15 protein-coding genes are annotated in these 22,076 nt (G+C 66.2%); 8 read left to right on the forward strand and 7 right to left on the reverse strand.

The features are described from left to right. Window positions 1-262: 262 nt before the first annotated feature. The 5 genes from DEJ16_RS02775 (at window position 263) to DEJ16_RS02795 (ending at window position 6,330) form a co-directional block, all read left to right on the forward strand. Entirely contained in the window at window positions 263-1,357 is a 1,095-nt protein-coding gene (locus tag DEJ16_RS02775) for a glycosyltransferase (RefSeq protein WP_110823474.1), read from the forward strand. Between the two features lie 100 nt (window positions 1,358-1,457). After that, on the forward strand, window positions 1,458-2,327 hold the full coding sequence (locus DEJ16_RS02780; RefSeq protein WP_110823473.1) for a glycosyltransferase: 870 nt from the start codon (window positions 1,458-1,460) through the stop codon (window positions 2,325-2,327). 8 nt (window positions 2,328-2,335) lie between these two features. After that, window positions 2,336-3,304 (forward strand): glycosyltransferase, encoded by a 969-nt coding sequence (locus tag DEJ16_RS15440; RefSeq protein ID WP_146232788.1) that lies wholly within the window; start codon window positions 2,336-2,338, stop codon window positions 3,302-3,304. Window positions 3,305-3,692: 388 nt separating this feature from the next. After that, window positions 3,693-5,189, forward strand: coding sequence for an O-antigen ligase (locus tag DEJ16_RS02790; RefSeq protein WP_181419423.1), 1,497 nt, complete (start codon window positions 3,693-3,695; stop codon window positions 5,187-5,189). Further along, complete coding sequence (locus tag DEJ16_RS02795; RefSeq protein WP_110823470.1) at window positions 5,149-6,330, forward strand: acyltransferase; 1,182 nt, start codon at window positions 5,149-5,151, stop codon at window positions 6,328-6,330. The genes DEJ16_RS02790 and DEJ16_RS02795 overlap by 41 nt, the downstream gene beginning before the upstream one ends. 394 nt (window positions 6,331-6,724) lie before the next feature. On the opposite strand, the gene DEJ16_RS02800 is transcribed toward DEJ16_RS02795, so the two are convergent. From DEJ16_RS02800 to DEJ16_RS02825, 6 genes are read right to left on the reverse strand one after another with little or no spacing between them, the layout of a single operon-like run. Further along, the gene (locus DEJ16_RS02800; RefSeq protein WP_110823469.1) at window positions 6,725-7,765 is read right to left on the reverse strand and encodes a glycosyltransferase family 4 protein; all 1,041 of its coding nucleotides are present in this window, start codon (window positions 7,763-7,765) and stop codon (window positions 6,725-6,727) included. Further along, entirely contained in the window at window positions 7,762-8,853 is a 1,092-nt protein-coding gene (locus tag DEJ16_RS02805) for a polysaccharide pyruvyl transferase family protein (protein ID WP_181419424.1), read from the reverse strand. The genes DEJ16_RS02800 and DEJ16_RS02805 overlap by 4 nt, the downstream gene beginning before the upstream one ends. Continuing rightward, entirely contained in the window at window positions 8,850-10,373 is a 1,524-nt protein-coding gene (locus DEJ16_RS02810) for a lipopolysaccharide biosynthesis protein (protein WP_146232790.1), read from the reverse strand. Before DEJ16_RS02810 ends, DEJ16_RS02805 begins: the two co-directional genes overlap by 4 nt. Continuing rightward, the gene (locus tag DEJ16_RS02815; protein WP_110823466.1) at window positions 10,373-11,848 is read right to left on the reverse strand and encodes a sugar transferase; all 1,476 of its coding nucleotides are present in this window, start codon (window positions 11,846-11,848) and stop codon (window positions 10,373-10,375) included. Before DEJ16_RS02815 ends, DEJ16_RS02810 begins: the two co-directional genes overlap by 1 nt. A gap of 4 nt (window positions 11,849-11,852) precedes the next feature. After that, window positions 11,853-12,794 (reverse strand): hypothetical protein, encoded by a 942-nt coding sequence (locus DEJ16_RS02820; RefSeq protein WP_110823465.1) that lies wholly within the window; start codon window positions 12,792-12,794, stop codon window positions 11,853-11,855. A gap of 16 nt (window positions 12,795-12,810) precedes the next feature. Beyond that, window positions 12,811-14,256 (reverse strand): polysaccharide biosynthesis tyrosine autokinase, encoded by a 1,446-nt coding sequence (locus DEJ16_RS02825; protein ID WP_110823464.1) that lies wholly within the window; start codon window positions 14,254-14,256, stop codon window positions 12,811-12,813. Between the two features lie 157 nt (window positions 14,257-14,413). Between DEJ16_RS02825 and DEJ16_RS02830 the strand changes: the two genes are divergently transcribed. After that, on the forward strand, window positions 14,414-15,136 hold the full coding sequence (locus DEJ16_RS02830; RefSeq protein WP_110823463.1) for a CPBP family intramembrane glutamic endopeptidase: 723 nt from the start codon (window positions 14,414-14,416) through the stop codon (window positions 15,134-15,136). A 103-nt stretch (window positions 15,137-15,239) separates the two neighbouring features. On the opposite strand, the gene DEJ16_RS02835 is transcribed toward DEJ16_RS02830, so the two are convergent. After that, window positions 15,240-16,262 (reverse strand): hypothetical protein, encoded by a 1,023-nt coding sequence (locus DEJ16_RS02835; RefSeq protein WP_110823462.1) that lies wholly within the window; start codon window positions 16,260-16,262, stop codon window positions 15,240-15,242. A 317-nt stretch (window positions 16,263-16,579) separates the two neighbouring features. Between DEJ16_RS02835 and DEJ16_RS02840 the strand changes: the two genes are divergently transcribed. Then, window positions 16,580-20,467: a TIM-barrel domain-containing protein gene (locus DEJ16_RS02840; RefSeq protein WP_220032675.1), complete on the forward strand. Its 3,888-nt coding sequence runs from the start codon at window positions 16,580-16,582 to the stop codon at window positions 20,465-20,467. 150 nt (window positions 20,468-20,617) lie between these two features. Further along, on the forward strand, window positions 20,618-21,910 hold the full coding sequence (locus DEJ16_RS02845; protein ID WP_110823461.1) for a PP2C family protein-serine/threonine phosphatase: 1,293 nt from the start codon (window positions 20,618-20,620) through the stop codon (window positions 21,908-21,910). Window positions 21,911-22,076: the final 166 nt, after the last annotated feature.

Below are 22,076 nucleotides of genomic sequence, written 5' to 3' on the forward strand. Positions count from 1 at the left end.
GAAGCCGGTACTGACCCTCGAGCCCACAAAGTCGCGCAGGATCAGGGCGCGGGTACGTCGAGTTAGGCGCCCTCGGCCGAACGGCTGTCGTCGGCCTTCGACACTTCGGCTAACACGGTGAACACCTGCTGTCGGCGAGAAGGTCCGCGAGGCCAAGGGCACCCCCAGGTCAGCCGTGGCGACTGACAAGCGCGCAGTGAGGGATCCTCCGAACAGGCCCTAGGGTGTAGATACTCATTGGGACACTAGAGCGGAGAGCGCCGTGCCTTCAGTCGCCATCATCGGCACACGCGGCTACCCGAGCTACTACGGCGGGTTCGAGACGGCTGTGCGACGCATCGCACCGTACTTGGTCGACGCAGGATGGTCCGTCACGGCCTACGGCCGTAAGGGCGCGGTCGCTGAGAGCGACCCCGACCGCGACCGTCGGGTGATCAGCAGGTACACAAGAGGCGTGAACTCGAAGTCTTTGAGCACGCTCTCGTTCGGGGCGACTGCTTCCGCGGCTACGCTGCTCAAGAAGCCTGACGTCGCCCTCGTCATGAACGTTGCGAACGGATACTTCTTGCCAGCGCTCAAAGCGCGCGGCATCCCTACCCTGCTCAATGTCGACGGCATCGAGTGGGACAGAGCAAAGTGGAATCGAGCAGCTAAGGCTGTCTTCCGAGGCGGAGCACGGATGTCTGCTCGCTGGGCCGACAACCTCGTGTTCGATGCGCGAGAGATCGCCCGTCGCTGGGAAGTGGACTTCGACGTCAGTGGAACGTTCATCCCCTACGGTGGAGACCCTCACGACGAGCTTCCGCTCCAACCAGGATTACAACACCGCGGATACGTCCTCTACGTGGCGCGGTTCGTACCCGAGAACAGTGTGAACGAGTTCTTTGCAGCGGCCCGAACGATAGCGGAGCGTTGGCCCGTGGTGATCGTCGGAAGCGATGGTTTCAACGGGACTCTCGACCAGGTCGCATCCGAACTCGCGTCTTCTTCACCCAACATCCACTGGCTCGGGCACGTGAGCAGCGATGACCGACTTAAGTCCCTTTGGCAGCACAGCGGAGTGTACTTTCACGGTCATAGCGTAGGCGGAACGAATCCCGCCCTCGTTCAGGCGATGGCTAGCGGCGCTCCCGTCGTCGCACGAAACACCGTGTACAACCGTGAGGTGCTCGGGGACGCCGGCCAATTTACAGAGTTGGATTCGAGGCGTATGGCAGAAGCTATATCCAACCTGATGGCCTCCGAGGACAAGGATCAACTGGGACTGAAAGCAGTTGCAAGGGCGAGGGCGGCGTACAGCTGGGAATCTGTGTGCGCCCGATACGAAGCGGCGCTGACAGCCTTACTGCGAAAGTGACGCGATTCGACTCATCACGCAAGCACCCCGATCGCCCCCCGTTCGCACTTCTCTCAATCGGACTACATCAGCTTGGCGCGACGGAATCAGGAGCGGGGCAATGAAGAACAACATCGGTGCCGTCGTCGTGCATCACAAACACTACGACACAGTCGGAGCCGTTGTTTCGAGTTTGTTGGGTGAAGGCATACTTGCGGCCAATGTGGTCGTCATCGACAACAGCGAGGAACCAGAGCAGTTGGAGTCGCTCCGCGCGTCGCTCGTTGCTGGTGTAACGCTCATTGCCGTAGAGAACAAAGGCTATGGAGCGGCGGTCAACCTGGGCGTCCAGACACTGGCCGAGGCGCGCCGCTTTGACTACATTCTGGTCGCGACGCACGAGGTCGTCATAGAGAAGGGCGCCGTCGCCAAACTCGCTTCCGCCCTCGACAACGACCCAACGGTGGGGGCCGCTGGTCCCGTTCTAACCGTGGAAGCAGACGGCAAAGCGCTGATTTGGTCCTCCGGCGGAAGATTCGCAGCGGTGAGCGGGATCCCACAGCATCATGACCACAAGACCAGCTACGCCGAATTCGCCCGACGGACGTTCCCTGCGACCCTCGATCGCAGCTGGTTGGATGGCGCTTTCGTTCTCTACCGCGCTGATCCGCTTGTGCATCACAGGATCAACGAACTATTCTTCATGTACATCGAGGAAGTAGAGTTACACGAACGATTGCGTCGTGACGGCTTAAGGGTAGTTGTCGTTCCCGAAGCACGAGTGGAACAAAGCTCGAATGGAACACCCATCTACTACTTTAGTCGCAACTTGATCGTCCTTCATCGACTACTTGGCCACCGCTGGCGAATCGCCCTCGTTCCCGCACTAGTCTGTCGATCGACACTCGCTCAGGTCGTCCGGAAGAGATCACTCCAGCCGATAGCCTCTGCGCTCAGCGGTACGCTCGATGGCCTCAGGGCTCGTATCTAAGGATCAAGATGAAGACCCTCATCATCAATCCACTCGGCGCAGCCTTGAAGCATTACACAGCAGAACTCGTGAGTGTCCTCGATGCCTCCGGTGCGGAAATCGATCTGGTCGAATTCCCTGAACCCTCCGCTGGAGGCGGCACCCGCCTCGACTGGCTGAAACACCATCTCGCGGCACTGTGGTCAACTCGAATCCACGATCGCAAGCTGGAGACGGAACGAAAGTGCATCATAACCTGGCCTACGCTTGGCTATTTGGACACATTGTTGGCTGCCCTGATCGCCCCTAAGGCGTGGATCGTCATCCACGACCCGGTTCCGCTGGTTCAGTCGGTAGGGTCCGGGAAATTAGGCCAACTCGCACTGCGATCCATTGGCAATCGCGCCCGCATCATCGTGCACAGCGAGCAAGCAGCTCAAGCGGTTGAGGCGGTCTCGCCGAGCGCTAGAGTCGTTCGCCTACCGCACCCGATCCTTCCTCCGCAGACCCGGGGCCCGCGTGTCCGCGCCACGCGTCCGACTGTGCGTGTGCTTGGGCAGTACAAGGCCGACCGCGATACCGACCTCATGACCGCCATCGCTCGCGATTTCCCGGATGCCGACTTTACGGTGACGGGCCGCGGCTGGCCACCAGTGACCGGCTGGCAGATCGATAGCCGCTTTGTAAGCGAGGCCGAGATGGAAGAGTTGATCTCCTCCGCCTGGACGGTACTCATTCCGTACCGAAGGTTCTATCAAAGCGGTATAGCTGTTCGCTGTCTCGAACTCGGCACTCCCGTTGTGGGCCCGGCGGACAGTTCCCTTTCTGCGCTGCTCAGGAGCGCGCCTTCGCTCCTGGCGGGATCTCGACACGAGGAATGGGTGCGTGCAGTGCAAAGCGGTCTCGACATGCCGCGGGAGGCCATCCTCGAACTCGGGGTTTCGGAACGGAATACGACCGTCGCTAAATGGAATGCACACATGAGTGCGCGGGATTGATGCTCAGGCACCTCGGGTCGCATTACTCGCATTACCCTCGGCGAGCGATTAGGACCAGCGGAGGACAACTGGCCCGGAGAGAATGATTGAACGGCCCGCGCCATACCATCAGTAACAACGGATTGTGTGGGCAGTAGGCAACACAACGGGTAGAGGCCTGGCGGAGCGCGGAAGCGCAGGGTGCGCCCGTCGCGATCGCACGACGCTGGACACGGGCAGCGCATCCCGCCGCCGTCCAACCGGCGCGACTGCAGCTCTAGGCGGCGGCTAACACGGGGCGAAGTTCCGCTGGCGTCTGTTGGCTTCGCTTTGGTCCGCGAGCGAGTCTCGGGACGAGGGGCGCCGATCGGAGCGCAAGGGAGACCAGTGATGTGCCAGGATGAGCACCATGGGGGATCAAACCACCGCCGCTCGCATCGCACAAGAACTGAAGAACAGGGTGGGCTTCCACACTGCTGCAGTCGTCGCGGCTGTCGCGGTCTTAACACTCACGGTCCTGGTAGGTCCGCTGATCGCCCTGATCGTTGTGGCAGTCGTCGTCGTCTTGCTGGTTCTCGCAGCTCGTCCGCACTGGTCGATCTACGCCACGATCTTCCTTGGGTTGACGACTTTCCCCGCGTTCATCCCGTACCAGTTTCAGATCGGTCCGACAACGATCTTCTCGTACGAACCAGCGCTCATCATCGCCGCTGCTTGGGCGTTCCTCGGGCGCAAGCCAGCCAGCGGCGTGCTCTTGCGGGTGTCCCTGCTCGTAGTCATCGTTGTCGCCTGGGGCGCCGCCGGCGTTATACAGCGATACCCAGGAATCGAAGTCATCGGCGACGCACGAGGGCTCATCAATGTCGCGCTGTGTGCGGTCGTCGCGGCAGTGGTGTTCGGAAGCTCACTAATTACGCCAGTACTCCGGGCTCTGCTCGTTAGCCTTTGGATTTCTGCCGCGGTGACGCTGGTGTCATCCGTCTCCGGGCTTTCAGTGGTCGGCCGCAGCGAGGACGCAGGCCTGGTCTTCATCAATGGTGTCAGCACGTCGAGTAGCGCCACCCGGCTTCTCACCCCGGCGTCGGAGGTTGCGGTGCTGGTGGTTTGCGCGTGCGTCGCGCTGTTCATGATGGGCCGCTTCCGTCTCGCGCTTCCATTCTTTGTGCCAGCACTTCTCATAACTGGCTTGGGTTTCTCCCGGAACAGCGTGCTTGCGATTGCGGCTGCCGCTCTCTTCGCTCTGCTGCTGGCTGGCAACAAGCGTAGCTTCGCAGCCGTGCTGAAACTGTTGCTGGCAATCGCCGCGGTATCCGGACTGGTTGCACTCGGTGCAGCTGCGGGGCTGCCGGGCACGACGTACATCGTCACGCAGGTGCAGGGCTTCGTTACTCGCGTGGTCGAAGGGCTCGGCTCAACGGCCATCAGTCTCGACTCCTCCGCCATCGCTCGGGAGAGCGAGAACCGCTACGCCCTCCAGGCGATCCAAAACGCGCCTGTCTTCGGGCACGGCCTCGGATTTGCATACCGCCCGCCCTACGGACCGGTCGGCTCCTTCTCGGCCACAAAGGGGCAGTTCTACGCTCACAACTTCTACCTATGGACACTAGTCAAGGCCGGCGCCGTCGGGCTCCTGATATTCCTGTTGGCGGTTCTGGTGCCCGTCGTGGCTGTAGCGAAGGGACGATCTCGGGTTGGCATAATGCTCTCCTCAACCGGTCTCGGCCTTCTCGCCTCGCTGGCGTTCGCCCCCTTCGTCAACGATCCCGACAACGGGGGCAGTCTCGCAGTAGGTGTGATAATCGGTGCCGTGTACGGCTGCGTAGTCCGCGGACGGGAAGCGGGCGTACGAACGATCGAGATAGGCGATGAAGCATCGCAACTCCAGTCAGTCCGTGCTGGCCTGTAGCCGCCGTGCTAACTTCTCCATTGTGTTGACAGGTAACCGAGCCCAGTTCAAATTCGCCGATGGGCTTCGGGCGGTCGCCGCAATTGGTGTCGCTCTATTCCACACCTACACGTACACGGGACTCTCCGAGCAGAACCAGCAATTACCCGTCTTCTTCAAGATCCTGAACCTCGGAGACTTCGCCGTCGCCGTCTTCATTGTACTTTCCGGCTTTGTACTGATGCTGCCCGTCGCGAGGACGGCAAGATTCACCGTACGAGGCGGCATCGGGCAGTTCCTGACGCGCCGCGCTCGACGCATCCTACCGCCCTACTACGCAGCCATAGTGGCTTTTTTGATCGCGATCCTCATCATCCCGGGGCTGAACGAGAAAACTGGGACCGCCTGGGATTCGAAGGTCCCGGTGAGCATCGATGGCATCATTTCCCATGCGCTGATGCTCCACAATCTATCTCCCACTTGGGTGTACCAGATCGACGGACCCGCATGGTCTGTGGCGACAGAATGGCAGATCTACTTTGCGATGCCGTTGCTTCTTCTCCCAGTATGGCGCCACTTCGGTGGACGCGTCGCCGTGGTCCTTGCGATCCTCATCGGCTGGGCCGTGCACTTTCTCCTCCCCCAAGTCGACGCGGCGCACTACTGGTTCCTCGGGCTGTTTGCGCTGGGCATGGCGGCGGGTTCGCACGCGTACCGCGGCACGGTCCGGGTGCGTGGCTCATACGTCGTAGCGGCAATGCTCGTCACGCTCTTGCCTGCTGCTGCAGCCTTTGGCGCCATGCACCGGTTCGCATGGCTCAGTGAGACGGCCGTCGGCGCGGCGGTTGCGCTCCTCTTGACATGGCTGGCCCAGCGGACCGTTGACGGTGAGCAGACAAGGGTGCACCGGATGCTCGAGTGGCGCCCCCTGGTTCAGGCTGGCAACTGGTCTTACAGCCTGTACCTGATACACAGTCCGATCATCGGGATCACTAATATGATCCTGCTACCGATTCATATGCCCCTCGTCGTCCGGTTCGCTTTGTTGGCTTGTATTGCACTCCCGATTGCCGGACTCGCCAGCTACGCATTCCATTGCCTGGTTGAGAGACGATTTATGACCAGCCACCAGCAGAGCCTTCGTACCGCTGGGCACGTTTGACGGACGGGTCGTCGATTTGACGGAGGGCGTCGTCGACCCAATGCCGTTCATCCGGACCCGGCGCTGGCATCTACGGTTCCCACATGCCGTTCACCGCACAGCGATTCGGATCGAGTTCGCAACGCATCGATTCCTCCCAGGCGGGTGCTGGAGCGGACCGAGCGGTTACGGAGTAGAAGGTTTCGTTGATATGCCCGAGAGTCTGCATATGACTGAACCACCGATTAGGGCATGCGTATCGCAATTGCATGGGGCCGTATAGCTCATATGCCTCCGCTTGAGCGAAGCATCAAGGGTCGACCAGCGCCAACTGCTGCGCAACGACCAGAATAAAATACCGAATTCTCGGTCGCCCACCGAAAACTACAGTACCTTCACCCTCAAGAGGCACCCCTCACGGCGCAGCTTCCTTGTTCTCTACCACATTCGTCACAAAGCCAGCAAGCGCAGCGTTCATGCGCGAGGAGGTGAAGTTCGCTTCGACGAGCTTTCGCCCTGCTGTCCCCATAACCCGTGCTCGTGCCGGATCTGCAAGAAGAGCGAGTAAGGCTTGTGCCGCTTCGGCGGCGTCAAGCGCAGGTACAAGCAGGCCCGTTTCACCGTGCCGCACGTAGTCACTCATCCCGGGTGTGTTCGTCGCAACGACGGGGCGCCCGACCGCCATAGCCTCCAACGCCACGGTCATGCCAGAAGCGTGAAGGTTCTGCCTCGTGGCGACCGCGACGATCGAAGCGCGTCCATACAAATCGCGGAGCGCCCGGTGGCTCATCCGCGGGACGGTCTTCACTCCCGGAGGGGGCCTCAGTCGCGACGAGGTCTGAACGACCACTTCCACGTCTGGACGACTCTCGAGCACAATCGCCAAGGCTTCGAAAAGTGTCGCGGGATCGCGGTCGCGATCTCCCCCCGCGCTGAGGATCATAGGACGCTCGGGGTACGGTCTCTGCTCGAAAAACTTCTCGTCGATTCCGAAGCGCAAGTAACGGACTGGTGGCGCACCTGGCCCAAGCCACCGCTTCACGGCTTGAACTTGCGGCCGGCTCAAGGTCCAAACAACATCCATCCTTCGCAGAACACGCTTGGCGAGCGCACGCTTGAACATGCCTACTGCCCCAGCGCGGTCAGTCGCCCAGATGACTCCGCTCAACGCGATACTGGATGGGTATTGATAGAGCATCCTCAGCGAGACGTCCTCTTCCCAGCTCACGGTGACGCGATCGTCGGCTCTCGCAGGCTTTCGTCTGAGCAAGGCGCGGACAAGTGACGCAACGCGCAAATCTGTAACTTCGGCTGAGGACAGGGACGGGAAGCTCGCTCGCAGCTTCTCCAGGCCATACGGCCAGCTGTCCGGCACCTCGCCCTCGTCGTGCCGACGCTTCCACGAAACAACATCGGCGCCTTTGGCGAAAACGATCGTCACTCGCGCCTCGGTCATGAACTGCCTCCCGTCGAAGCGGTTTCAGCACTCCCCGTACTGATTCGCTTCAGCAGCCACGCGAAGGCCGCTTCTGCCTCTTCCTGATCACTCACGAGGCGGTGGTCTCCGATCTTGCTCGTTGTAGCTCGCAGCACGCCGCCGATCTTCCCATAGCTATTATCGGCGATCACGTGAGGCAGTCCCAATAGCACTGCGAGAACATGCGCGTGCAATCTATCTGTAGCCACTCCACTGGCTGCCCGAAAGAGTCGGATGCCCGCCTGACCGTTCAGACGAGCCAGTTTCTTGTAAGCAGATCGAACGACCGGGTAGTACAGCGAGGAACGTCCGAGCGACGGAAAGATCCGCGCGAGGCCCAGTGGAATCCGTGCCACGCGCCACGATACCGCTGAAGAACCGAACAAGCCCCAGTCGACCACCACGTCATCGGCTTGGAGAAAAGGGTGCGCAAGCTCCGCGATTCCCAACGCCTTCTCATGGTCCTGCCGTGCGAGAACTAACATCCGAGTTTTGTTCTTCATTGGTTTACCGGGCAGCGGCCGCCAGCCGAGCGCGGAATCGTGGCAGAACTGCACCGCCACGTCGGGCAGCAGGCGTTGCGCCCTCTCATACGATTCCTGGTCTCGCACGAGAAGATTGAACATGCCGTGCCCGCCGAACACCGCGTTTGCCCGAGCAGCGGCCCGCGCGTCCCCGAACTGAATAGACTGCGGTAGCTGAATGATCTCTCGCCCTGGGAAGTCTTCGATCACCCGCTCGCGGAAGTCCTGGAATTCCGGCCACAGATCACCGAAATTCCCGCCCCCGTGAAGCAAAATCGGCCCGGTCGGAACTCGCTTGTTCAAAAGTTCAGGCGAGTAACGCTGCGCATCGGCGATGTATGCAATGTTCATATTCAAGTCGCTTAGGTACTGCTCCTCGCCGAGCCAGATCATGGAGTCGCCGACGTTCTGATGATTCGGAAAGTCGAGCAGCGCTACCGTCCGTTGGCCTCTCAATAGGCGTCCAAGCACTTCCAGCGCTTCAGCTCGAACTTGTTCGAGTCCCGCACGATCCTGACAGCGATCATCCCCTGTCGTACTCACAATTCCAGCCTTCCGAGGGCGACGAAGCTGCTCAGCGGCAGCCATCTGCGTGTCAACAGCATTGTCAGGCAAGCGCTGACCATGAAGCCCGCCGCTACCCCAATTCCTGATGGTGCGCTTCCCAGGATCGCCATCGTTGCGAGAACCAGAGCCGCTCCAATGGCCGCTCCGCCTACGATGACAGCCACGGGAAGTGCGACTACGGTGAACCAGCGGCGCAGGGGAAACCCGAGAGTGCGACTTCCCTTTAGTAGGTAATACGGCTCGACGAACAGCAGTGGCAGGGTGAACCCGGCTGCAATCCCAGGCAGCCCTGCCATCAACCCAAGGATCACTGAGCCGACCACGGTCAATATCAGCCAAACGACCTGAGGCATGAGGAATACCCCGGGCCGCCCTGCGGCGTCTGCGGCCGGAATCAAGGGCAGATGTACCGCATTGAAAGTGAGACCGGCGAGGAGTATCACCAGTGCGGCTGCGATTGCACCGACCGGAACTTGAGTGCCGAGCCACAACTCGACTATATCGGTAGACGCAATCATGAGAGTTCCACAGCCTACGGCGCTAAGAGCGAGGGTGACGAAAGAAAGCGACAGCATTGCTTTCGACGCGGCGGCGGGTGAACCGACGCTCAGCCTACTGAGAGCAGGACGGAACGGATCATTGGCCCACCCGATGAGCTGACGAACACTGCTGTAGATCCGAAAAGCGGCGTTGTAATAAGTCACGTCTTGCGGACGAAGCGTGATAGCTGCAGCGATGGTTCCGGACTGGAGCAATAGAGCACCGACCGCGTTGACGGAAAAGGATCGAACACTGTACCCGAGCATGTACTTGAGGGTGGTGCTCGGGAACCCCGACCAATGCATGACGGCAATTTTACGACGACGAACGGACACCAGGGAAAGAACAGCAGGGACTACCACCGCGAGAGTCTCGGCGACGGCCACGAGCGTTATGCTCTGAAAGACGAAGCAAGCCACGAGAGTCATGACTATTCGAGCGACAACGCCAATGCCCTGGTTACTGCGCTCAAGCGGCAGTAACCCAGCTCCGGTCAATGCAGCCCCGTACGGCTTGAGCAGGAGCATGAGGACCATCACGAGGCCGATGATCAGCAGAGGCACTGCCTCGCCGCTCTCCAAAGCATTCTGCGCTCCGGTCGACGAAACGTACAGCCAGGCGAATACGAGGAACACTGGAAGGACGATCGCTGAAGCCATCGCGTTCCAGATGAGTCCTGCCTGCAGGAAGTCGCCAAGACTACGTTCTTCGCCGCCAGCTCGAGCCCTCGATCCGAAGTGCACGATGGCTGTGCCAACACCGAGATCCGAGTAATTGAGGTATTGTGCCACCGCCGATATGACAAGCCATACGCCATAGCTCTCCGCGGAGACCGAGTGGATGATGATCGGTATGAGTACGATGCCCGCGACGAGCGCCGCGACACCGACTCCTGCACTGCTGAGGACCCCCACTAGACCCCGACTGCGTCGAGGGCTGTTTGCCTTCTCCGCCATCAGTAGGCTCCGTCGCTGGCTGCGACTGCTCTGAAGGTCTTCCAGAGGATGACGACGTCACCCATGGTCGACCAGTTCTCGACGTAGAAAAGGTCGAGTCGAACTGAGTCCTCCCACGAGAGATCCGACCGTCCGCTCACCTGCCAAAGTCCCGTCATCCCTGGTTTGACCAGGAAGCGACGATGCACGTGCTTGTCGTACAACGCCACCTCTTTAGCTAGGGGTGGGCGGGGGCCCACAAGCGACATGCTCCCGATGAGCACGTTGAAGAGCTGTGGAACTTCGTCCAGGCTGTACCGCCGCATGAAGCCCCCGACGCGGGTCACCCGCGGATCGTTCTTCATCTTGAACAGCACGTCGTTGCCCTCGGCACGGTCGAGCTGGCTGAGCTCCTGCAGCCGGGCCTCGGCGTCGACGACCATCGACCGGAACTTGATCATGCGGAACGTCGAGCCGTTCAGGCCGACGCGCTCCTGCCGGAAGAACACCGGGCCGGGCGACGTCAGCTTCACCAGCAGGGCCAGGACGAGCAGGACCGGCGACAGCACGATGATGAGCGCCGTCGACCCGACCAGGTCGAACGCCCGCTTCGTGTAGAGCTTCCGCCCGGAGTAGGTCGGCGTCTCGACGTGGATGAGCGGCAGGCCCTGGACCGGGCGGGTGTGGATGCGGGGGCCACCGATGTCCGTCAGGCTCGGCGCGACGACCAGGTGCTGGCGACCGGGCTCGAGGGACCAGCTGAGCTGACGGACGCGTTCCGGCGGCAGGTCGTCGGCGCTGGTGATTACGACGGTGTCGGCACCGGTTTCCGCCAGGGCCTCGGTCAGGTCGTCGAACCCGCCGAAGCTCTGCACGGTCGAGCCGGGCAGGACGCCTCGGGTCCCTGCTGACACAGCCGCACCGACGACGCGGTAGCCGGCCTCCGGCGACCGGCCGAGCTCACGGGCCAGGTGCAGCACGCTGCTGGTCGACCCGACCAGCAGGACCTTGGCGGAGTAGTTCCCCCGCTTCCGCTCGGCGACGAGCCACTGGCGCCACATCCACCGCGACAGCAGCAGGACGAGGATGCCGACCGGGAAGGCGATCAGGATGTACCCGCGGGCCAGGTCCACGTGCAGCAGGTACGCGGCGATCGCCAGGACCCCGAAGACGCGCACGCTCGAGTCGGCGACCAGGCGGTACTCGGTGCTACCGACGCCGATGACGCGGTGCCCCCGGGTGTCGTACAGCGCCAGGGCGCTCATCCACACGGCGATCACGACGATCGAGATCCCGGTGTAGCTGAGGCGCAGGTCGGCGGTGTTCGTCGCCAGGTTCGAGTCGAGCCCGAGCCACGCGATCTGCACGCCGAAGACGACCCAGAAGAGCGCCAACAGGTCCGTGACCAGGACGCGGCGCGAGTAGGACCTACTCCACGCCTCGGTGGAGCCCGTCGATGCTGAGACCCGTACCGCGCCCGCGGTCATGGTCGCCATCCGGTCACCATGTCGCGCCGCCGTCCGCAGACACGGAGACGGCGTCGCCGGCCCAGAGCCAGATGTCGTCCCCGGCACGGTCGAGGCCGATCGGGCCGATCGTCGCGGCGTCAGCGGCGCAGCCGACGGCCGGGGTCGCCGTGTCCGGCGAGACGCCGATCGCGGTCAGCGAGGCGATCTCGACACCCGCGCACCCTTCGGCGCCGACACGGGCGAGCAGGTACTCGTCGTCGTTGTCCGCCACCGCGCGGATCCCGTCGACCGGGACTTCCACCCACGCGCCGGTGCCCGAACGCCACTCGACCTTCCCCTCACAGATGACGACCGAGGTCTGCTGTCCCTGGTACGCCTTCTTCGGGCGGCCGCAGGGCGACTCGACGACACCGGTGGCGAGGACGATGCCGGCCGTCGAGATGCCGGCACCGGCTGCGCCGGGGCTGCCGGCCGTCCAGGTCACGCCGTCGTCGGCACTGGTGCGGACGACGGTGGCGCAGTCCGCACCGACGCCGGCCAGGATCGTCAGGTCCGTACTGGAGGCCCGGATCGCCATGAGCGTCGACACGTCCGGTCCGAGCGCGACCGGCACCCACGTCGCGCCGCCGTCGACGGTGTGCTCGAGGGTGGGCGCGGGTCCGCCACACGTCGTGCCGGTGGCGCGCCACGCCTCCTGGCCGTCCACCGCGGTGAGGAAGCGACGCGTCACGGCCGCGGCGTCCGCGGCGTCCGCAGAGGCGGACGGGGTCGGACTGGTGCTCGAGTCCGGGGAACTGGAGAACGTCGGGATCGGGCCTGCCGGGTCACCGGCGTTCGGAGCGGTGCGACCGAGCGCGAGGGTCACGAGTGCGATGTCGACGACGACCAGCACGACCACCACGACGGCGACCCAGACCAGGGTCGTCCGTGTGGTGGTCGAACCGAGGTTTCGGGTCCCCCGGCGAGTGTCCATGTCCCCCGACCCCGTTTCAGCGCTCAGCGCGGCTCAGTGCGCCGAGCTTCTTCCCGCCGCGCTTGGGCGGCTTGACCTTCGGTGTGTTCTCGTCCGCTTCCAGGCCGTAGCCGTACCCGTAGCCGTACCGGCCGTAGCCGTAGGCGCCCGGACCGCGGACCGGCATCATCGTGATGACGAACCCGGCGATCGGTGCGCCGACGTTCTCCAGCGCCGACACGGCCGCGGCGAACTGGCCCTTGTGGGTCTTGCCCGAGGCGACGGCGACGATCGCGCCGGAGGCCTTCTTCGACAGGATCGCGGCGTCCGTGACGGGCAGGAGCGGCGGGGCGTCGAACAGGACGTAGTCGAACTCCTTCTCTAGGCGTTCGATGAGTTCCTGCATGGCCCGGGACCCGAGGAGCTCCGACGGGTTCGGCGGGATCTGACCGGCCGGCAGGACGACGAGCTTGCCGCGGCCCCAGGGCTGCGCGACGTCCTCGAGCTCGGCGCGGCCGATGAGCACGTCGGTGAGGCCGGCGTTCGTGTCGACGTCCATGTACTCGGCGACGCGGGGACGACGGAGGTCGGCGTCGATGAGGATGACGCGGAACCCGGCGCTGTCGAGCGCGATCGCCAGGTTCGCGACCGTGGTGCTCTTGCCCTCGGACTGCACGGAGGACGTCATCACGAAGGTGCGCGAGCCGGTGCCCAGGTCCAGGAACTGCAGGTTCGTGCGGAGCGTGCGGAAGGACTCGGCACGGGGGCTGCGCGGGTCGACCTGCACGATGAGCGGACGCTCCGACGCCTTGCTGTCGAAGGCGATGCCGCCGACGACGGGCTTGTCGCTGATCTTCTCGACGTCCTGTTCCGTGCGGACGCGGTTGTCGAGCGTCTCGCGCAAGACGGCGATGCCGACGCCGAGCGCGAGTCCGACCAGCAGGCCCAGGGCCACGTTGACCGGGACGTTCGGGCTGACCGGGGCGCTCGGCACGTCGGCCTGCTTGACGCGGGTGAGCTTGACGCTGCTCGTCCCCTCGGCGTCGGTGGCCTCGATGTCCTCGACGACGTTGGTGAGGCTCTGCGAGGTCGCGTTCGCGATGTCCGCGGCCCGGACCGGGTCAGTGTCGTTGACGCTGATGGAGATGAGCGTCGTGCTCGTCGGCGCGCTCGCGGACACCATCGTCGCGAGCTGCTCGGCGTTCATGTCGAGCTGGAGCTTCGAGATGACCGGCAGGAGCACGATCGGCGTCGACACCAGGTTCGAGTACGTCAGGACACGCTGCTGCGTGAAGGTGTTGCCCTGGGCCAGGTCACTCGCGCTGCCCGACGTCTCCGTCGACACGAACACCTGCGCGGAGGCGGAGTACACGGGCTTCTTCAACAGCGAGAAGCCCGCTGCCGCGGCCACTCCGACCAGTGCCAACACCAGGATGAGGACCCATCCCTTGCGCAACACCGTGATGTAGTCGCGTAGTTCCACGCGGCCCGCCTTCCCCGACGATCCTGCCGCGCTCCTGTGGTCCCGACACAGGCGCACCGGGGACGTCCCGGCCTACGGCATTCAAATAGTGCCACATGATCGAGCAACGCTCGGCTGTGTCGGGCGATCCGGTCGCAGCGTCCTCTACGGTGACCCCATGAGCACCGAGTCCGACGTCAAGCACGCCGAGCCCGACACGAGCCGCCAGCGCGACCTGGTCATCCTGCTCGTCGCCCTCGGGGTGGCGGTCATCCTGGCCCGCGTCGTCGGTGGCGTGAGCCGCAGCGGGAGCATCCCGTCGCCGGTCCTGCAGGTGATCGCGGCCGACCTCGCCGTCTGGCTGCCCCTGGTGGCGGGGATCGTCTGGGTGCTGCGACGGTCATCGAACCCTGGTCGTGCCCGGATCCTGCGCCTCGAGATCGGCGACGCGATCTTCGCGATCGGCATCGTCATCCTGGTCCGGGTGTTCGACGCGTTCCTCGGGCTCGCGTTCGGCGGCAGGACCGGCCTGGAACCGGTCCCCACCCTCGGGACGCCGGACATCACGCTGCTCGTGGTGTCGGCGATCGGCCTCGTGCTGGTCAGCCCGTTCCTCGAGGAGGTCTTCTTCCGCGGACTGTTCCAGCGCCGGATGGCCGAGGAGCTCACACCGCGCACGCGCTTCATGGCCGTGCTGCTGACCGCGTTCCTGTTCGCCGTGCTGCACGTCCTGCTCGGTGCCGGGACGACGCAGCTCGACGGCTTCCGGGTGTTCCTGACGACCTTCGCGCTCGGGTCCCTCACCGGCACGCTCGTCGCGATGACGAACCGGCTCGGCGGCGCGGTCCTGGCGCACGTCCTCTTCAACGCGGTGGCGGTCGTCGCGACCTGGCCGCGCTGACCCTCACGCTGCCGTCGGCGCTGGTCGACCGGCCGCGGCGGCGCGACTCACCCGCTCGTGGCGCTGACGCCGACTCCTGGCGACGACGCGCGCGCCAGCTCGCTCAGCGTGACGACGTGGGCCCTGTGGAGGTCCCGACCGCGGACGGCGCAACGGCGTCGGTGCGGTGCTCGTCGGCGTAGGTCCGGGCGCGACGGATCCGGCGCACCGTCAGCGGCACCGTGACGAGCAGGACGACGACCATCGCGGTGAGGGTGACGGCCGGGAGCACACCGAACTCACCGCGGATCGCTGACGACACGAACTGGAACGCGATCCCGACGTACAGGAGACCGAGGAAGACGAGCTGGAACTGCAGGGCGATCGGAGCCAGGCGGGCGTACTCGACAGCACCGCGCTGCTCGGCATCGTCGAGCGGGAGGGCCTTGCCCCCGAGGACGACCTTCCCGAAGCGCTGCACCCGACCGATGTCACGACCAGCCGCGTCCCGGAGCGCACGGCTGTACGGGAGCGACACGACGGCGGCCGTCATCGCCGTCGCCGTGAAGGTGAGCTGTCCGGCGAGCAACACGGTCTCCATGACCCCCGAGCCGTGGTCGCCGTCGAGCACGATGAGCAGCGCAGCCCCGATCGACGTGACCAGCGCCGCGACGACGAACGTGACGGCGATCGGACGGACCTTGCGGCGGACGACCCCTGCGTCCGTGATCGACGTCCCCGGCGTCTCGGGGATCGGGGCTTCCGTCCGTCGGAACAGTGCACCGAGGGGCCGCGCGCTCGCGAGCAACACCGCCGTGCCGACCGCGAGGACGACCGGAACCCACAGCGGAGCCTGAGCCGACAGCGCCGCGAGCACCACGATGACCACGGCGACGACGTCGATCGCGACCACGGCCGAGAACCACCAGCCCAGGAACCGACGGCTCTCCCTCGACGACCGGTGGTCCCAGGAGCCGGCGAACACCCCGATGACGACCGGCCCCATGACGAGGAACGGCGAGGTGGCGGCCGCCGCGATCAGGAGCCCGTCGGACGCGTCCCGGAGCTGGAAGCCGACGAGCAGCCCAGCGCCCAGGGACAGCGCCGTCGCGACGAAGATCATCAGCAGGAAGATCAGGACTCGCAATGGTGCTCCTTCGAACGCGTCGGCCCAATCTGCCCATCCTGGCCCGAACCGAGTCGCGTCGTTCCGGTCCCCCGCTGGCTGTCGCGACTGCCAGCGCGACCGCGTCCTGATCGGCGACCCGGGCCTCCCGTCCGGTCCGCTGAGCGCGACCGCGAACCCTCCGATCTCCTGTCGGACTTCCCTGAACCGCCTGTGAGCCCTACTCTTTCCCACGTTGTAACGCGGGCGACCGGGGGTGCTCGCGCGACGACCTCAGCAGATCGCTGTCGGCCACGCCGACGAACGACCGGACGACGCCGTCCACGAGGAGCACACCTTTGCGTCCCACTCTCACCTCGACCCGGAGGCGCCGACGCGTCCTCGGGTCGTCCCTCGCCGGAGCCCTGGTCGGCGCACTCGCGCTCGGCGGACTCGGCATCTCCGCCCTGCCGGCAGCCGCCGCGCCGGACGCCCGCACCGTGGTGTCGGGAGACGCCCGCTTCCAGGTCCTCTCCCCCACCCTGATCCGCACCGAGTACGCCGGTGACGCGCAGTTCATCGACCAGGGCACCTTCAACGTCATCGGTCGCGACGACTTCGCGGCGACGCCGTTCACGCAGACGCGTGCGGACGGGTGGCTGACGCTGAGCACCGGGAAGATGACCGTCAAGTACCGCGAGGGGTCCGGGGACTTCACCCAGGACAACCTCCAGGTCGACCTGACGACGTCCACGGGTCAGGCGGTCACCGGCTCGCCGTGGGTGACCGCCGAGACCCCGGTCTGCACGATCGGGACGCTCTGCGAGGGCGAGGCACTGCAGCTGCAGGGCCTGGCCTCCGCCAAGGACCACGCCGGCTACACCGGGTCGGGCTTCGCCGCCGGGTTCGAGAACGTCGGCAACTCGATGACGTTCGCCACGACGGTGCAGCAGGCCGGCTCCTACGACCTGGCCATGCGCTACGCGAACAACCGCGGTGGCGACGGCCAGCTCGAGACCCGCACGCTGAGCATCGTCGTCGACGGTGGGACGCCGGTCACGCTGCGCCTGCCGGCCGGCGAGAGCTGGGACGAGTGGAAGCAGACCACGGCGGCCCTCGACCTGACCGCCGGCAAGCACACCATCCGGATCGAGCGCAGCGCGTCCGACTCCGGCCGCGTGAACGTCGACAGCCTGGCGGTCGTGCCCTCCGGCGCGGCCTACCCGACGCCGACCCCCGCCACCGCCGGTCAGGACTGCGCCTTCGGTGCGGTCTGTGAAGCCGAGGACGCCGGTAAGGCGGGCAACGCACAGACCGCCGCCGACCACAACGGGTTCTCCGGCGACGGCTTCGCGTCCGGACTCTGGGGCGGCGCGGACTCGGCGCTGACCACGCACGTGACGGGTGTCCCGACGGCGGGCGACTACGCCCTGCAGGTCCGGTACGCGAACGGCACGGCGAACTCCCCGGAGCTCACCGTCGCCCCGGCCGGCCAGGAGGCCACCACCGGTGCCCTCGCACCCACGAGCGGTTGGGACTACTGGAACACCGTCACGATCCCGGTGCACCTGGCCGCGGGCGCGAACGACGTCACGCTCGGCTGCCCGACCGTGGACAACAACTGCAACGTGAACATCGACACCATCGCGGTCGTCGACCAGTCCTCGCCGCTGCTCGCCGCGCACGCCCCGCTCGGCGGGTACCGACGCGACCTCGACACGGCGAACGGCTCCGTGAAGACCAACCCCGGCCTGCTCTACCAGGACGGCTGGTCGCTCCTCGACGACACCGCCTCGGCGCTGTACGACACCGCCACCGAGCAGACCACGCCCCGCGGTGACCACGGCGGCGAGGGCTACCAGGACGGCTACGTGTTCGGGTACGGCACCGAGTACACGACGGCGCTGAAGGACCTCGCGACCCTGACCGGGCCGTCGAAGCTCCTGCCGCGCTGGGCCTACGGCGTCTGGTACTCCGAGTACTACGACCGCTCGCAGGAGGACTACCTCGCCATCGCGAAGCGCTTCAAGGACGAGGGTGTGCCCGTCGACGTCATGGCGATCGACACGGACTACAAGCTGGGCAGCACCACGAACCAGGGCGACAGCAAGTGGAACGGCTGGTCGGTCGACCCAGCCCGCATCCCGGACATGACCTCGCTGCTCGCCGACTGGCACGAGCAGGGCATCCACAACACGCTCAACATCCACCCGTCGATCTCGGGCAACGACCCGGAGTTCGCGAAGGCGCAGGCCACCGCGAAGGGCAAGCTCACCAAGGGCGACGGCGACCGCTACCTGTTCGACTGGTCCGACCCCGACCAGCTCAAGGCCTACTTCGAGCTCCACGACACCCTGCAGCCCGAGGGCGTCGACATGTGGTGGCTCGACTGGTGCTGCAGCGAGAACTCGAAGTACTCGGCGAACGGCGTCACGCCGGACGCGTTCATCAACCAGCAGTACGCGGAGTACACCGACGAGCAGCTCAAGGGCCGCGGTCTCGCGTTCTCCCGCGCGTACGGGTCGCTGACCGCGGGCGGCTACGGCAACCCGCAGGCCGTCCCGACCGGACCGTGGGCGGACAAGCGCACGACGCTCCACTTCACCGGGGACACCACGTCCACGTGGCAGGAGCTCGCGGCGCAGGTCGGCTACACGCCCGGTGAGTCGGCAGCGACCGGCCTGTCGGCGATCAGCCACGACATCGGCGGACACAACGGTGGCCAGTACGGCATCGAGGGCGCCGAGCCCGGCACGACGCAGCTCCCGCCGGACCTCTACGCCCGCTGGGTGCAGTTCGGTGCCTTCCAGCCGATCGACCGCCTGCACAGCAACCACAGCGACCGGCTGCCGTGGCAGTACCCGGCCGAGGCGAACGCGTCGGCGAAGCAGTTCCTCAACCTCCGCGAGGACCTGCTCCCCCTGACGTACACCCTCGCCGCCGACGCCTCGCGCACCGGCACCCCGATGCTGCAGCCGCTCTACCTGCAGTACCCGGAGGCGCAGGAGTCCTACGCGCAAGCCGGCAAGGAGTACCTGTACGGCAAGGACGTCCTCGTCGCACCCGTCACCTCGGGTGGCTCGACCGCGACCACCTCGGTGTGGTTCCCGGCCGGCGACACCTGGACCGACTGGTTCACCGGCAAGACCTACGAGGGCGGCACCACCGCCGACGTCACGACGGACCTGACCACCATGCCGGTGTTCGTCCGCAGCGGCGGCATCGTGCCCACCCGCTCGCACCACGTCGCGAACGACGCCGCACCGCTCGACGCGGTCACGGTGACGGTCGCGACCGGCGCGGACGGCTCGTTCGCCCTGCACGAGGACTCCGGCGAGGGCCAGCCCACCGCCGCAGCCGACACCTCGGCCCGTGCGGCCGGGAACTCGGCTTCGACCGCCATGCGGTTCACGCAGCAGGCGACCGGCGGCACGCTCGACATCTCCCCCGTCGACGGCTCGTTCGACGGTCAGGTGCAGGACCGCTCCTGGACGGCGACGTTCACGAACGCCGAGCGTCCGCAGTCGGTCACGATCGACGGAGCCCCCGTCGCCGCGTCCGAGTGGACGTACGACGCCGACAGCCGCACCCTCACGGTGCCGGTCGCCGAGCGCTCGGTGACGGACCGGACCGTCGTGCGGTACTCGACGCTCGCGGCCGCGGTGCCGAGCCTCCAGGTCGAGGACCAGCGCGTCACCGCCGGTGACACGCAGACCGTCACCGGCACCGGGTTCCCGGCGGACGCGACGGTCACGCTGGCGACGACGCCCGAGCTGGGCGACGACGTCACCGTGCGCACCACCGCCGACGGGTCCTTCACGGCCGAGCTGGCCGTGCCGGCGACGGCCGCGGCCGGCCGCGTCACGGTGACCGCCTCGGTGGGCGGGGTGGTCCTCGCCCGGACCGCCTTCACCGTGGTGGCCGCTCCCCCGACGGCGTCCCCGTCGCCGACGCCCGCTCCGGGTGACGGTCCTGGTGCCGGCGGCCCGGGGACCGGTGGCCCCGGTGCTGGTGGCCCCGGTGCCGGTGGCCCTGGTGCCGGTGGTTCCGGTGCTGACGGCTCCGGTGCTGGTGGTTCCGGTGCGCAGCCCGTCGGCGACCAGCCGGGAGGCTCCGGTGCGGACCGCGACGGTGCCCTCGCCTGGACCGGTGCGGACGTCGTGCCGATCGGCATCCTCGCCGTGGTGCTCCTCGCCGCGGGCGGGCTGCTCCTCACGCAGCGGATGCGACGCCGCCGCGCGGAGTGAGCCGGACGGGCTGAGCGCGCGACGCTGAGCCCGAGGTCGGACGACGGCGGGGTACCCGGGAACGGGTGCCCCGCCGTCGTCGTCGTCCTGGCCCCTCTTCGGGACGCCACACCGGCGCGGCCCAGCCCGAACCAGTAGCCTGCCCTGAGCATGTCTCGCCCCACCAGCGTCATCGACAACCCCCTCGTCCGGCAGGCCCCGATCAGCGGCCTGCTGGCCCTCGGTGCGCTGTGCACCGTGACGCTGCCGTCGCTCTCGGTCACCCACGTGGAGCTCTTCCTCGCGAGCCTGGTCGCGACCGCGATCGCGACACTGCTCGGCGCGGTCGCCGTGTACCTGCCGAAGGTGGCGCCGCTCGTCCCGATCCTGCTCGCCGTCGACTTCGTGTCCATCGCCCTGTTCCGGACCGGAACGGGTGCCGGGGCGTCGGTCTTCACGTCCCTCGTGGTCCTGCCCGTGGTGTGGTGGGCGTCCCTCGAGGGTCGGCGCACCATCGTGTACTCGGTCCTGGGCGTGACGTTCGTCATCCTCGCCCCGTTCGTGCTCCTGCCCGGCGACGTGCCGCGTCCCAGCGAACTGGTCCGGCTCGCGATCACCGTCATCGTGTTCGGCACCGTCGCCGTCATCGTGCACGAGCTGTCCTCCCGCGCCCGCCGGTCCGTCCTCACCGCCCAGGCCCGCGAGGGCAGGGTCCGCGCCGAGATCAGCCGCGCCGCCGCCGTCCAGCGGTCCCTCCTGCCGACCTCGAGCGACCACATGGGCCAGGCGGTCACCGTCGCCGGGGCCTGCCTACCTGCGAAGAGCGTCGGCGGCGACTTCTACGACTGGTACCGCACCCGGGACGGCATCGCCGTCAGCCTGGGTGACGTCATGGGCAAGGGCGTCGGGGCCGGCCTGATCGCCGCCGCCGTCCGCGCCACCATCCGCAGCGCCCGCACGGTCGACGACACCTCCGAGGCACTCCGTCGCGCCTCCGACGGCCTCGCCGCCGAGGGTTCCGGCACCGACGTCACCTTCACCACGCTGTTCCACGCCCGTATCGACGACGACGGCAGCCTGCAGTGGGCTGACGCCGGACACGGCCTGAGCTTCATCCTCCGCGTCGACGGCGGCGTGGAGCGCCTGCGCTCGGTCGACCTGCCGCTCGGGATGGGCCTCCGCGACGAGTGGGCGACCACCACCGGCATCCTCGAGCCGGGCGACCTGCTCATCTCCTTCAGCGACGGCGTCCTCGACCTGTTCGGCGGACGTGACGACGCCGTCGACTCGGTCGCCGAGCTGGCCGGAAAGGACCGGGAGCCGGCGGCGATCGTCGCGGCCCTCACCGAGCGCGCGGGCCTGGTGCCGCACGACGACGACGTGACCGTCATCGCGATCCGGCGTGAGGCCGTCGTGTCCTCGCCGACCGAGGTGGCGGCGGCGCCGCTGACGCGCTCGGCCTGACCGCGGCGGGGCGCTCGCTCCGCGCTGCGCGACACCGATCGCGGTCGTGGGCCCGAGCACTGTCGCCCAGCGCGAGCCGTGCCGGACGGGAGGGCCGGCGCGGCCCCGCCACGTGCCTCCCGGCCGGACCGCCACGCGCCCGACTGTGGCGGCCGACCGCTCGCGC

The sequence above is a fragment of the Curtobacterium sp. MCJR17_055 genome (assembly GCF_003224335.1).
GTDB lineage: Bacteria > Actinomycetota > Actinomycetes > Actinomycetales > Microbacteriaceae > Curtobacterium.

Coding starts and splice junctions, on each gene's coding strand:
- DEJ16_RS02800 (WP_110823469.1), bottom strand. CDS start 7,765: ATGACCGAGGCGCGAGTGACGATCGTTTTCGCCAAAGGCGCCGATGTT.
- DEJ16_RS02790 (WP_181419423.1), top strand. CDS start 3,693: ATGGGGGATCAAACCACCGCCGCTCGCATCGCACAAGAACTGAAGAAC.
- DEJ16_RS02820 (WP_110823465.1), bottom strand. CDS start 12,794: ATGGACACTCGCCGGGGGACCCGAAACCTCGGTTCGACCACCACACGG.
- DEJ16_RS02810 (WP_146232790.1), bottom strand. CDS start 10,373: ATGGCGGAGAAGGCAAACAGCCCTCGACGCAGTCGGGGTCTAGTGGGG.
- DEJ16_RS02780 (WP_110823473.1), top strand. CDS start 1,458: ATGAAGAACAACATCGGTGCCGTCGTCGTGCATCACAAACACTACGAC.
- DEJ16_RS15440 (WP_146232788.1), top strand. CDS start 2,336: ATGAAGACCCTCATCATCAATCCACTCGGCGCAGCCTTGAAGCATTAC.
- DEJ16_RS02845 (WP_110823461.1), top strand. CDS start 20,618: ATGTCTCGCCCCACCAGCGTCATCGACAACCCCCTCGTCCGGCAGGCC.
- DEJ16_RS02815 (WP_110823466.1), bottom strand. CDS start 11,848: ATGGCGACCATGACCGCGGGCGCGGTACGGGTCTCAGCATCGACGGGC.
- DEJ16_RS02830 (WP_110823463.1), top strand. CDS start 14,414: ATGAGCACCGAGTCCGACGTCAAGCACGCCGAGCCCGACACGAGCCGC.
- DEJ16_RS02795 (WP_110823470.1), top strand. CDS start 5,149: ATGAAGCATCGCAACTCCAGTCAGTCCGTGCTGGCCTGTAGCCGCCGT.